This window comes from Arcicella rigui, assembly GCF_034929435.1.
Lineage (GTDB): Bacteria > Bacteroidota > Bacteroidia > Cytophagales > Spirosomataceae > Arcicella > Arcicella rigui.
The window spans coordinates 155850-168317 of sequence record NZ_JAYFUM010000007.1; the positions used below are offsets into that span (position 1 = coordinate 155850).

At 38.0% G+C, this 12468-nt stretch carries 11 protein-coding genes; 3 read left to right on the top strand and 8 right to left on the bottom strand.

Annotated features, from left to right (window positions below; translation table 11 throughout):
- Positions 1–62: 62 nt before the first annotated feature.
- The 8 genes from VB248_RS06880 to guaB all read right to left on the bottom strand — a co-directional run bounded on the left by VB248_RS06880 (position 63) and on the right by guaB (position 8700).
- Positions 63–893 carry a group I truncated hemoglobin gene (locus tag VB248_RS06880; protein WP_323296011.1) on the bottom strand — a complete coding sequence of 277 codons (831 nt, stop codon included), beginning with the start codon at positions 891–893 and terminating at the stop codon, positions 63–65.
- 113 nt (positions 894–1006) lie between these two features.
- Positions 1007–1432: a hypothetical protein gene (locus tag VB248_RS06885; RefSeq protein WP_323296012.1), complete on the bottom strand. Its 426-nt coding sequence runs from the start codon at positions 1430–1432 to the stop codon at positions 1007–1009.
- 148 nt (positions 1433–1580) lie between these two features.
- Entirely contained in the window at positions 1581–2297 is a 717-nt protein-coding gene (locus VB248_RS06890) for a hypothetical protein (RefSeq protein ID WP_323296013.1), read from the bottom strand.
- Between the two features lie 24 nt (positions 2298–2321).
- Complete coding sequence (gene murG / locus VB248_RS06895) at positions 2322–3419, bottom strand: undecaprenyldiphospho-muramoylpentapeptide beta-N-acetylglucosaminyltransferase (RefSeq protein WP_323296014.1); 1098 nt, start codon at positions 3417–3419, stop codon at positions 2322–2324.
- A 194-nt stretch (positions 3420–3613) separates the two neighbouring features.
- A complete protein-coding gene (locus VB248_RS06900; protein WP_323296015.1) occupies positions 3614–4759 on the bottom strand; it encodes an FtsW/RodA/SpoVE family cell cycle protein in 1146 nt (381 codons plus the stop codon).
- Positions 4760–4777: 18 nt separating this feature from the next.
- On the bottom strand, positions 4778–6118 hold the full coding sequence (gene murD, locus VB248_RS06905; protein WP_323296016.1) for a UDP-N-acetylmuramoyl-L-alanine--D-glutamate ligase: 1341 nt from the start codon (positions 6116–6118) through the stop codon (positions 4778–4780).
- A 153-nt stretch (positions 6119–6271) separates the two neighbouring features.
- Entirely contained in the window at positions 6272–7171 is a 900-nt protein-coding gene (locus tag VB248_RS06910; RefSeq protein ID WP_323296017.1) for a DUF3078 domain-containing protein, read from the bottom strand.
- A 59-nt stretch (positions 7172–7230) separates the two neighbouring features.
- Complete coding sequence (guaB, locus tag VB248_RS06915) at positions 7231–8700, bottom strand: IMP dehydrogenase (RefSeq protein WP_323296018.1); 1470 nt, start codon at positions 8698–8700, stop codon at positions 7231–7233.
- Between the two features lie 109 nt (positions 8701–8809).
- Here guaB and VB248_RS06920 point away from each other — a divergent pair, with 109 nt between their 5' ends.
- From VB248_RS06920 to VB248_RS06930, 3 genes are all read left to right on the top strand, one after another.
- Entirely contained in the window at positions 8810–9805 is a 996-nt protein-coding gene (locus VB248_RS06920; RefSeq protein WP_323296019.1) for an FAD:protein FMN transferase, read from the top strand.
- Between the two features lie 143 nt (positions 9806–9948).
- Positions 9949–10887 (top strand): formylglycine-generating enzyme family protein, encoded by a 939-nt coding sequence (locus VB248_RS06925; protein WP_323296020.1) that lies wholly within the window; start codon positions 9949–9951, stop codon positions 10885–10887.
- Between the two features lie 166 nt (positions 10888–11053).
- Positions 11054–12373 (top strand): Gfo/Idh/MocA family protein, encoded by a 1320-nt coding sequence (locus tag VB248_RS06930; RefSeq protein WP_323296021.1) that lies wholly within the window; start codon positions 11054–11056, stop codon positions 12371–12373.
- Positions 12374–12468: the final 95 nt, after the last annotated feature.

Genomic DNA, 12468 nt, shown 5'->3' on the forward strand with positions numbered 1-12468 from the left:
CTAAAAAAAGGTAAAAGGTTTTGAATCTTTGTTCACTCCCTTTTACCTAAAATATCCAAAAATTACTGACCAACAATGTCACCTTTTAGGCTTGCTAAAACGGTTAATAATTGAATTTTTGTGCGTGATTCTACTTTATATTTTACCAACGAAGCCGTTAGGTCTTCTACCAAAGCATTGAATTGTGCATCGGTGATGTTCATGCCTTTGTGGGCAGTTTTCATATCCAAACCTGTATATTTTTCTGGTCCTCCAGAAGCCTGACCAACTTGATTGACAAGGTTCATTTTCAAGCGATTCAAACGAGCAGGGTCAGCCGCTGCCGCCGCAAAAAAGGCATTGATACGAGCATCAGCCGCTACTTTTCCGATAAAATCGTCGATGACAGCAGTAATCGCAGCGTTGCCACCCAAACGTGCATAAACCGTTGTTGGGCCTTCTACGATGTCGGCTTTCATTGCTCCCAAAGCTGTTAATAATTCCGTTTTTTCGGTGGCAGGTACGCTAAATTTATCCAATGCCATTGATAAATCTTCTACTAAAGCGGTGAAGTGTGTGTCTTCGATACCCATGCCTTTGTGGGCTGTTTTCATGTCGAGACCAGAGTACTTTTCCATTCCACCCGTTGCCATACCTACTTGGTTGATGAGGTTGTTGCGAAGACGAGTCAAGCGGGCAGGGTCGGCAGCGGCATCTGCAAAAAAGGCATTGATACGAGTATCGCCTGCTACATTGGTGATAAATTGGTCAATAACAGCCGAAATAGCTGTGTTGCCGCCCAAACGTTCGTAAAGCGATTTGGCTGGCATTACTTCTTCGTCTTTTTTGCAAGAACTGAACAATAGCATTCCTGCCATGAGGAAACTTCCCCACAGTTGTGTTGATTTTTTCATGATTCGAGTTAAATTAATTAAATATGAAGATGGTTGTAAAAGTCATATATGCTCGAAATAATGACTTTTACGATTCTTTTTGGAATATTCGAGCAAAAAGGAATTGAGCGTAATTATCTAAAACACAATGTTTTTTTGGCATTCAATATAAAGTCGATGTACGATGAAGGAACAGGACACTGCGGTCCTTTGAAGGCTGTAAAGTCTATTTTCTTAGCTTTTAAATTTCCCAACGAAACAGTTTTCATTAAATCAGTTTCTGCTATCTCGTCGGGATGATACGTAATACTGATGGTTTGTCCCAATCGGTTTACTGTGGCGGCAGTGATACCTTTTTGGATGGATAATATATTAGCAATTTCGATGCTGTCATTTACCGTAATCGCTCTGTCGAGATTATATACTGAAAGAGCGATTGGTTTTAGATTCAACTGGTCGGAAAGTGGCGGCTTTTCCCAATTGGCGTAAATCATAAAGGCGGTAAATAAAGCCAAAAAAGTAATGACACTTGTCTTGAATATTTTTCTGAGCGTTTGCATTGCTTTGTTTGTTAAATCTCTTTTTCAACTTATTTTAACATATCTACGCAAGGCTTTTCGTGTTGGATTGGTAACTTTCAAAAAAATATAAAAAAAAGAGAATCCTATCGCTTAGGAGATTCTCTGATAATGAATTTTACAAATACTTTTACTCAATTCTTTCCCATACTTCGTTTACTCTTTCGCCTTTGTTGCTTTGTCTGGCATGAAGCCAATCTGTGCCGTTTAAGATAAAATCATACTCAAAACTTTGTCCAGCTTGTTTAGGAATCATCGCATTGAAATTGATTTTTTCATAATACTTCTTATTTTTCTGTGAATACGTTCCGCCAAAAGAAGTAAAAAACTGTTGTGTATCAATATTAAAAGATACTTCGTGAAAATACTGTTTGGTCAGTAATTTAATGGTCTTCAACGAACCTTTCAATTGCGTTTGCATCACAAAATTGGCATCTTCTTTGGCTTTTAGTCGCCAGTTTCCTGCCAAATTTGAAGTACCTGTTTCTACTACTTTTTGCCACGTACCAGCCAATGGCCCTTGCTGAACACTCAGTACATTATTGACCAAAGTATAAAGTGTGGCAATGGTTGTGCCTGCCGTCATGGGGTCTTGAGTATTGAAATCTTTTTTGAAAGAAATTACCTTTTTTTGACCAATTTTTGATAATTGATACGTACCGCCAGCCGAGCGAAAGTACTTTTTTTGAATAAAATGATACTCCGCCAGCATCAAATAATTTTCAGAACATAGCAAAGTAGCAGTGCGTCCGTCTGGAAATTTTTGTTGCCAAGTACCTTTCAAGGGCGATTCTGCATGAGCCGAAAGACTACATAAAAGCAGTAAAAAAGCAAAGATTTTATTCATGTATTGGGAATGATATTGGTGAAACTAAGCTTTTGCAATGAGTTTCAATACTTCGTTGGCAATTTCATTAGCGGCTTCTGGCTTGGCTAATTGATGAATATTTTTACTCAACACAGCTTGTTTGGCTTCGTCTTTCAAAAGTTCAATCGTTGCTTTTACCAAGCTTTCTTTGGCACTAATATCTTTTACCAAAATGGCGGCATCGTTGTTTACCAAGCTCATGGCGTTCATGGTTTGGTGGTCTTCGGCTGCTGTGGGCAATGGTACTAAAATAGCAGGTTTGGCAGCCAAGCATAATTCTGAAACAGATAATGCTCCAGCTCTGGAAACCACCACATCGGCAATAGAGTATGCCAAATCCATTTGATAAATAAAATCTGAAACAAATACTTGTCCTTTGAAAACACTGGCACTTGTTTTTGCTCTTTCGATATAGAGTTTACCCGTTTGCCAAACTACTTGATAGCCAGCGTCAACTAATTGTGTAAGTCCGCCGTCAATGGCTTCATTGATAGTTCTTGCTCCCTGACTTCCGCCGATGACAAGTACTGTTTTTTTATCAGCTTGTAAACCAAAAAAAGCTAAGGCTTCTTGTTTTTTTGACTGTACTTCTAAAATATCTTTTCTTACAGGATTGCCCGTCATTTTTATTTTATCTGCCGAAAAAAACGTTTCCATTTTAGGATACGCCACACAGATTTTTTGGGCTTTTTTTGCCAATAATTTATTGGTAATTCCTGCATAAGAGTTTTGTTCTTGAATCAAATAAGGAATGCCCATCATTGAAGCTGCCAATAATAATGGCCCCGAAGCATAACCACCCACGCCTACGGCTACGTCAGGTTTGAAATCTTTGATGATTTGACGAGCTTCTGTAAGACTTGTGATTAATTTTTTTGGGAAACCAATGTTGGCAAATAAATTAGAACGGTTGATACCCGCAATTGGCAAACCAATAATCGGATAACCCGCCTTCGGTACTTTTTCCATTTCCATTTTTCCTTCTGCACCTACAAAAAGTACTTCAATGTCAGGATTGATTTCTTTTAACGCATTGGCGATAGCAATGGCTGGATAAATATGTCCGCCTGTTCCTCCACCCGAGATGATGACTTTAGTCATTTGATTGATTATTAAGCAATAAATTTTTAAAAACTTACAGTGGTATTGAAGTAGTAATTAGTAAAAAGTGATTGGTGATTAGGATTATGTCTTGTCCTGAAATAAGTTGACTTTTTTGATAAAGCTGAAATCCGAAAGCTGACATCTGAAATCCAACATCCCAAACCCCAAATCCCCTAATTCATAATTCATATTTAAAGTACAGGGTCTTTTACTTTATCTTGGCTTACTGAAATAATAATGCCCACCATTGCACCTGTAAACAAAAGCGAACTTCCCCCCATACTCAAAAGTGGTAAGTTTTGACCAGTTACGGGCCCAAGTCCAGTAGCAACGCCCATGTGGACCATCGCTTGTATGACCAAACTAAAAGTAAGCCCTGCCGAAAGCAAACCACCGAAGGCTCGTCCGGAGCTATCGACGGCTTTCATCCCTCGATACAGAAACCATAAATACAAACTCAAGACAAACACACCGCCGACCATTCCCCATTCTTCAATGATGATGGCATAAATAAAATCGGATTCAGATTGTGTTAGAAAGTATCGCTGTTGGCTTTTCCCTGGGCCTTTTCCCATTACTCCACCGTTGGCAATGGCATAAAAACTTCGTTCTACTTGATAATCTGTAGTTTGTGAAGCATCTTTCATTTTTGTGCCTTTTATACCACTCACAAAGTTGATGATACGGTTTCGGGCGGTTTCGATACGGCTACCAGTACCAGTCATTACCAATAGCGTAGCAGTAATAAAAATCCCGACCAAAGCCAATAGTAAGTATTGGCTGGGTACTCTTCCGAAAAACATCAATAAAAAACAAGTAGCAAAAAGTAGTAATGAAGTAGAAACGTTGGTAAGAGCAATGGCTGCACAGATTAAAATAATTTTGATAATCATCGGTAAAATCTCACCAAAAGAATAACTCACGTGCTGGCGTTTTGCCAACATGGCTGCCAAATTGGTAATTAAGGAAAGTTTTGCTAAATCGGAAGGCATAAAAGTTAGACCTCCTACGTGAATCCAACGGTTGGCGTGGTTGATTCCCTGCTCGAATTTGTAGGCATACAATAGCATCGCAAACGAAAGAATTACGCCCGCATTGGAGTACATCGCAAAACGGTGGTAGTCTAAGCGGTGAAAAAACCACATTGAACCCAAACCGAGCGATACCAGAATAATATGTTTAAAGATGTGAATGAAAATACCTCCGCCACCTTGCATTACGGCAAGTTTTCCAGAAGCACTTGATACTACGATAATACTTATCATCGACAAAGTAGCCACAATCGTCCAGATTTGGTGGTCTCCTTTAAGATTATCTTTTAACCAATTTGTTGTCATTTTATAAACATTTAAAATTTATCCAATGAGTGCCTGAACAGCCGCTTTGAATTGTCGTCCACGGTCTTCATAATTTTTGAATAAATCAAAACTTGCACAAGCAGGCGAAAGCAATACTACATCGCCTTCTACGGCTACTTGTTTACTCATCTCTACGGCTTTCAGCAGGCTATCGACCGAGTAAATAGCGGGTACTTTTTCACCAAAAAAATCTAATAATTTTTGGTTGTCTGTTCCCATACAAATCAAAGCTTTTACTTTTTGTTTTACCAAAGGTTCAATTTGTGTATAATCATTGCCTTTATCCACACCGCCCATGATTAAAACGATTGGGTCGTCGAAACTCCCTAAAGCATAAAACACAGAATCTACGTTGGTAGCTTTTGAATCATTTACAAATTTTACGCCATCAATTACGCCACAAGGTTCGAGGCGATGTTCTACGCTTTGGAATGATGCTAATCCCTCTGCAATTTTTTCGTTTTCGATACCCAAAGCTTTAGCCACCAAAATTGCCGACATGGCATTAATAGCATTGTGCGAGCCTTTGATAGGTAATGATGCTTGTGGAAAAGAGAAATGTTGTCCTTGAAAATTTACTTCCAATTGTCCATTTTCCAAAGAAGCACCTTCTGTTACTTTTTCAAGTAATGAAACTGGTAAGTAATGTACAGGGAAAGATTTTTTGACTAATTCTGTCGCTACGGCTTCACTTTCTTGATAAAAAATAAAGTGGTCGGCAGAATTCATATTTTGTAAAATTCTGAATTTAGAGTCGATATAATTTTGAAATTCATAATTATATCTATCCAAATGGTCGGGCGTAATATTAAGAAGTATGGCAATATCCGCTTTGAAATCGAAGCAATTGTCTAATTGAAAACTGCTCAATTCCAACACAAAATAATCGAAAGTATCATTGATTACTTGTTTGGCAAAACTTTCGCCGACGTTGCCCGCAAGCCCAACATTCAAACCTGCATTTTTGAGTAAATGATAGGTGAGGAGCGTAGTAGTAGTTTTTCCGTTACTGCCTGTAATGGCTACAATTTTTGCTTTAGTATAACGGGCTGCCAGTTCAATTTCTGAAATAATGGGTTTCTTTAAAGATTTTAATTTCTGAATTAAAGCCACTTTATCAGGAATTCCCGGACTTTTCACGATTTCGTCGGCATCCAAAATTTCACTCTCGGTATGTTGTCCTTCTTCAAAAGGGATTTCGTTTTCAGCAAGAATTTCTTTGTATTTATCCGACAAAGCACCTTTATCCGATAAAAAAACTTTAAAGCCTTTTGCTTTTGCCAATAATGCAGCACCAACGCCACTTTCACCTCCGCCTAAAATTGCGATTTTTTTCATATTCCAGCCTTTAAATAATCTCAATGAATTCAACAATGCAAAGTAATCAAAATCTCTGCCCTCTTTTTATATTTTTGATGGAAAAATAAAAGCCCAAAGGTATTACGCTTCGGGCTTTAGCTGAAAAATGGGCTTTTAGCTGAATGATTTCTTTTAAAAAGTATATAAAAAACCTAAACCTAAATTGCGAGCTTGCTGAATTTTTGTACTTAAATCGTCGTCATAAAGTACGATTAAATCAAAAGTAGCACTGACATACTTATTGATTTTTGCGGCTACTTTGGCATCAATTCTATTATCAATATGAGCCAAAGAATTGGCATTGATAAAAACTTGATGACGAAGTTTGAGATTGATATTTTTAGCAATGTCTTTATCGAAGTTTGAAACAATTTGAATAAGGGCAAAATCATTTCTAAACTTAGAACCTACACGTACTCCATAAGCACTCTGCAACTCGCCAGTAGTAGCATTTTTTTCTCTTACACCATCATCAGTTACGATGGTTTGGCGAATAGCACCCGGCGAGAAAACCATACCAAAGAAAGGTTTGGGTTTCCATTCAAATCCGATAGATTCGGTCAGAAAAGCAGGAGAAAGAAAATTGGAAATTTTTACGTCGTTGGCAGGTACATCACCATATTTATATCCCGACGTAAACTGAGATTGGAAGTTGAATACTCCTACTAAAGCACCTTTTGGCGATAATTTGTGACCAACTTTTGAGTCAAAAAATAAACGGTCGATACTTTTTCTAAAACCATTTCCATTGTCTAATAAACCGTATTGCATTTGCAAATCGTTTACCCAAGTCGTTTTGGCTCTGGCGTATTCTCCTCTGGTATTGAAAAAAATAGTAAAACCTGTGGCATTTTGTCCGCCCGGACTCCAGTTGTTAAACCCAGCGTTGCTAAAATTTGCCCCGTATTGGGTTTTCTTTTTCCAGTAAGTAGTATCTTTTTTTACTTCTTGTGTAGGTTTTACATCTTGAGCTACACTTACAAAAGTGTATAGCAAGGTTAAGAGTGATAGGATTGAAATCTTTGTTCTCATAAACTGATTTAAATATTTAGTCCGTTATTCTGCAAATAACGGACTAAATTTAAACATTCTTATTTGGCACTGTAATTAGGTGCTTCTTTAGAAATCGTAACATCGTGTGGATGGCTCTCTCTTGAACCAGCCGCAGTAATTTTTACAAATTTAGCTTTTTGCATAGCTTCGATGTTCGCTGCACCGCAGTAACCCATACCTGCTTTTAAGCCACCCACCATTTGGTAAATGATTTCAGCCACAGCACCTTTGAATGGTACACGACCTACGATACCTTCTGGAACTAATTTCTTGATGTCGTCTTCTGCATCTTGGAAATAACGGTCTTTTGAACCATCTTCCATTGCTTCCACCGAACCCATTCCACGGTATGTTTTGAATTTACGTCCTTCAAAAAGAATCATTTCGCCTGGTGCTTCGTCTGTACCAGCCAACATTGAACCAATCATTACAGTACTTGCACCGCCAGCGATAGCTTTTACAATATCACCAGAGAAACGAATACCACCATCAGCAATAATCGGTACGCCTAAATCTGCCACCGCTTGAGCCGCTTCATAAACGGCAGTTAATTGTGGCATCCCTACACCAGCAATGATACGAGTTGTACAAATACTTCCCGGCCCAACACCTACTTTTACAGCATCAGCACCTGCTTCGGCTAAAGCTCTTGCACCTTCGCCAGTAGCTACGTTTCCAACGATTACATCAAGATTTGGGAATTTTGCTTTTACAGATTTCAAAGCATCAATTACACCTTTTGAATGCCCGTGTGCAGTATCAATACTTACTACGTCAACGCCAACTTTTACTAAAGCTTCAACTCTGTCTAATAAGTCATAAGTAACACCTACGGCAGCACCTACTCTTAAACGACCTAATGAATCTTTAGAAGCATTCGGATGACTTTTTCGCTTTAAAATATCTTTGTAAGTAATCAAACCAATTAATGTTTCATTTTTATCAATAATTGGTAATTTTTCGATTTTATATTCTTGTAAAATGCTTTCTGCATCTTCAAGCGAAATACCTTCTTTGGCAGTAATAAGATTATTTTTAGTCATAATCTCAGTTACCAATTTGTTCAAATCTTTCTGAAAACGTAAGTCTCTATTAGTAAGAATACCAATTAGTTTTCCTGCATCATTCACTACTGGAATACCTCCAATTTTGAAATCACGCATGATACGGTGAGCGTCTCCCAAAGTTTGTCCTTCTGTAAGTGTAATTGGGTCGATAATCATTCCTGATTCCGAACGTTTTACTTTTCTTACTTGGGCTGCCTGTTGGGCAATCGTCATATTTTTATGAATAATTCCGATACCACCTTCCTGAGCCATAGCAATTGCTAATTCAGCTTCAGTAACAGTATCCATTGCAGCAGAAACAATTGGAGTATTTAAAATAATGTTACGAGTAAGTTTTGATTTCGTACTTGTATCTCGTGGAAGGACTTCAGAATAAGCGGGAAGAAGAAGCACATCATCATAAGTGAGGGCTTCGAAAAGGAACTTGGATGTATCTAACATGGCAAATATCGTTGATATTGTTATTTGCAAGACAAAATTACTACCTTTTTTGTACTTTTAAAAGATTCGTGAAAAAATTCTTATTAAATGATTGTAAAATTCTAATTCTATGAGATGGCTCTTGGCTTTTTTATTATTTTCTAACATTTCTTCTTTTGCTCAAACCCGAAAGTTCAACTTCTCGCAACCCAAAATGGGTTCGCCTTTTAATATTAGTGTTTATGCACAAGACTCTGCAAAAATCTACCAACTTACGCAACAGGCTTTTCAAATCGTAGATTCACTCAATCTAATTTATAGCGACTATCTGCCTAACAGCGAACTTAACTTACTGAGTACTAAATCTGGACAAAATACTTTTACCAAAGTATCGCCTGCTTTGTGGGATATTTTACAACAATCATTAAAAGCAGCAGAAAAAAGTAATGGTGCTTTTGACATAAGTATCGGTAGAGTAGTAAAACTTTGGCGGAAAACTCGCAAAGAAAAAGTACTTCCCGAAGTATCTATCTTGAATGAAGCCATCAAAAGTGTAGGCTATCGAACCATTATTTTAGATGAAAAATGCAAAGGTGTAAAGCTTACAAATGCCAATACTTTGTTGGATTTAGGCGGTATTGCCAAAGGCTATATTGCTCAAGTAATTGTGGATTTTTATCGAAAAAATGGTTTTCAGAAAGTATTGGTAGATGCTGGTGGAGATTTGGCAATGCACTGGGAAGGAACATCTGGCTGGAAAATCGGTATCAATGTACCTGATTCAGAAGAATTATTACAGAAGTTTTTAATCTTACAAAACCAATCCGTAGCTACTTCTGGCGATATGTATCAGTATGTAGCATTGAACGGGAAGTATTATTCGCATATCGTAAATCCTAAAACTGGAATGGGTTTAACAGAAAGAAAAAATGTGACCGTCATCGCCACAGACGGAGCTACTGCCGACTGGCTCGCTACGGCTTGTAGTGTTTTATCAGTCAAAAAAGCCTTGAAACTCATCAAATCTATGCCCAATTGTGAAGTATTAATTGCTGAAATCAAAGATGGTAAAATCTTACAATGGCAATCAAAAGGCTTTCAAAAGTACTTTCAAAACGAAGACTGATAAGATTTTTTTGCATGAAGGTTCTGTCTATCAATCGTTTAATTTCAAGATTTATTATTTACGGTACCTCAATTGTCGTATTGAACAGGACATAAGAAAAAATACATTACTATAAATTTGGTAAAGCTCACAAAACAAAAACAATGCGAAAAATACTCTTAATCTTTTTAACGATTCTTTCACAACATATCATTGCTCAGGATTTCAAAGCTTATGAGCAAACCATTCCGAATACCTCTGTAAAGTTTAAAATGATGCCCATTCCTGCGGGTGAATTTACTTTGGGAAGTCCAGAGACAGAACAAGGACATGAAGCAGACGAAAGCCCACAAGTAAAAGTAAAAATTGAAGCCTTTTGGATGGGTGCTTATGAAGTTACTTACGACGAATATCAATTATTTTTTGAAGAAGAAAGAGACCCAGAACCAAAGCCCGATGCCATTACTCGTCCGAGTCCTCCGTACATAGATTTTACTTTGGGTATGGGAAAAGTAGGCGGTTTCCCTGCCAACTCTATGCAACAATACGCTGCTTTGATGTACTGCAAATGGTTGTATTATAAAACAGGAATTTTTCACCGATTAGCCACCGAAGCCGAATGGGAATACGCTTGTCGTGCAGGAAGTAATACGGCGTACTTTTTTGGAAATGATGCTTCAAAACTCTCGGAATATGCTTGGTTTAAAGATAATTCGGGCGATAGGTATCATCATGTAGGCGAAAAGAAACCAAATGCTTGGGGTTTGTATGATATGCTTGGCAACGTAGCAGAATGGACACTCGACCAATACGACGAAACTTTTTATCAGAAAATTCAAGCAGGCGAAACCAATCCTTATAATACAAAACTAAAACGTTATCCAAGTACCGTAAAAGGTGGCAATTACCAAGATGTGGCTACGCAACTAAGAAGTGCCAATCGTCTGAAATCAGATGCTGTTTGGAATAGAAGAGACCCACAAATTCCTAAAAGTAAATGGTGGAATGCCGATTCTCCTTTTGTAGGTTTCAGAATTATTCGCCCTGTAAAACAGCCAACCAAAGAAGAAGTGGAGGCGTTTTTTGAGAAAGTGTTAAAATAGATTTCGGATTGGTGATTTCGGATGTCGGTCATCGGATTTCAGACTTTGACATCACATCAATTTAATGTAATGGTAAGTGAACTAAGAACCATCATCTTAAATCTGACATCCGAAGACCGACATCCGAAATCCGACATCAAAATAATAAACAATTAACTAAACAACTATGAACTTAAATAGACGTGATTTTGTGAAAAGTACTTCTATCATTACAGGTGGAATACTTACTACTCCGTTTTTATCGGAGGCTTCTTTTTTCAATAGCAACACCGACGATACTATCAAAGTAGCCCTCATTGGCTGTGGCGGTAGAGGAACTGGTGCGATTGTACAGGCTTTAAGTACCAAGCAAAATGTAAAATTAGTAGCGATGGCAGACGCATTCAAAGACCGTCTGGATAGTTGCTATGAAGAAATTACAAGTGATGAACAAGCTCATTTAAAAGCTAAAATTGATGTTCCGAACGACCATAAATTTACAGGTTTTGATGCGTATCAAAAAGCTATTCCTTTGGCTGATGTGGTGATTCTGACTACTCCTCCCGGTTTTCGTCCTATCCATTTTGAAGCAGCAGTGAATGCAGGCAAACATATTTTTATGGAAAAACCTGTGGCAACTGACCCGGCTGGTATTCAAAGAGTATTAGTGGCGGCTGAAAAAGCAAAAGCTAAAAAGTTGAATGTAGTGGTAGGTTTGCAAAGACATTATCAAAATTCTTATAGAGAATTAATGAAGCGTTTGCAAGATGGCATGGTTGGCGATATTGTTTCGGCTTCGGCTTGGTGGAATAATGATGGCGTTTGGACTAAACCAAGAGTAGCAGGACAAACAGAAATGGAGTACCAAATGCGAAACTGGTATTATTTTAACTGGCTTTGTGGCGACCATATTACCGAACAACACATTCATAATATCGACGTAATCAACTGGGCGAAAAATGGTTATCCAGTAAGAGCCAGAGGTACTGGTGGACGTGAAGTGAGAAAAGGAAAAGATACAGGAGAGATTTTCGACCACCACATTGTTGAATTTGAATATGCCGACGGTACAATTTTAAATTCACAATGCCGACATATCAAAGGTACTTGGGCAAAAGTTGACGAATTGGTAGTGGGAACAAAAGGGAAAATTCAGTTCGATGCTGCCAAAATCACCGACCACAAAGGAAAGCCTTTGTATGCTTTTGATAAAAAGACCAAAGAAAATCAGCCTTACCAAACTGAACACGACGAATTGTTTGCAGCCATAGCCAAAGGCGAATACAAATTTGCTGATGCAGAAAACGGAGCAAAGTCAACCATGACTTCTATTTTAGGAAGAATGGCAACCTATTCAGGACAAGTAATAGAATGGGACAAAGCCATTAACTCGGGCATTGATATTATGCCAAAAACCTTTGCTTGGGACGCAGATATGCCTCTGAAACCCGATGCAAACGGCAATTATCCGGTAGCCATTCCCGGTAAGACCAAGTATTTCTCATAAATAATAAAGGCAGGACGAAGTTAAATTTGTCCTGCCTTTTATGATATGCTAATACTCTAAAAGTAAAATGGGTATTACAAAGCCAATAGCTTTTT

What these genes read in the sequence shown, in the direction of transcription:
- VB248_RS06930 (WP_323296021.1), top strand. Translation starts at nt 11,054, where the DNA reads ATGAACTTAAATAGACGTGATTTTGTGAAAAGTACTTCTATCATTACA.
- VB248_RS06925 (WP_323296020.1), top strand. Translation starts at nt 9,949, where the DNA reads ATGCGAAAAATACTCTTAATCTTTTTAACGATTCTTTCACAACATATC.
- VB248_RS06910 (WP_323296017.1), bottom strand. Translation starts at nt 7,171, where the DNA reads ATGAGAACAAAGATTTCAATCCTATCACTCTTAACCTTGCTATACACT.
- VB248_RS06920 (WP_323296019.1), top strand. Translation starts at nt 8,810, where the DNA reads ATGAGATGGCTCTTGGCTTTTTTATTATTTTCTAACATTTCTTCTTTT.
- guaB (WP_323296018.1), bottom strand. Translation starts at nt 8,700, where the DNA reads ATGTTAGATACATCCAAGTTCCTTTTCGAAGCCCTCACTTATGATGAT.
- VB248_RS06885 (WP_323296012.1), bottom strand. Translation starts at nt 1,432, where the DNA reads ATGCAAACGCTCAGAAAAATATTCAAGACAAGTGTCATTACTTTTTTG.
- VB248_RS06880 (WP_323296011.1), bottom strand. Translation starts at nt 893, where the DNA reads ATGAAAAAATCAACACAACTGTGGGGAAGTTTCCTCATGGCAGGAATG.
- murG (WP_323296014.1), bottom strand. Translation starts at nt 3,419, where the DNA reads ATGACTAAAGTCATCATCTCGGGTGGAGGAACAGGCGGACATATTTAT.
- murD (WP_323296016.1), bottom strand. Translation starts at nt 6,118, where the DNA reads ATGAAAAAAATCGCAATTTTAGGCGGAGGTGAAAGTGGCGTTGGTGCT.
- VB248_RS06900 (WP_323296015.1), bottom strand. Translation starts at nt 4,759, where the DNA reads ATGACAACAAATTGGTTAAAAGATAATCTTAAAGGAGACCACCAAATC.
- VB248_RS06890 (WP_323296013.1), bottom strand. Translation starts at nt 2,297, where the DNA reads ATGAATAAAATCTTTGCTTTTTTACTGCTTTTATGTAGTCTTTCGGCT.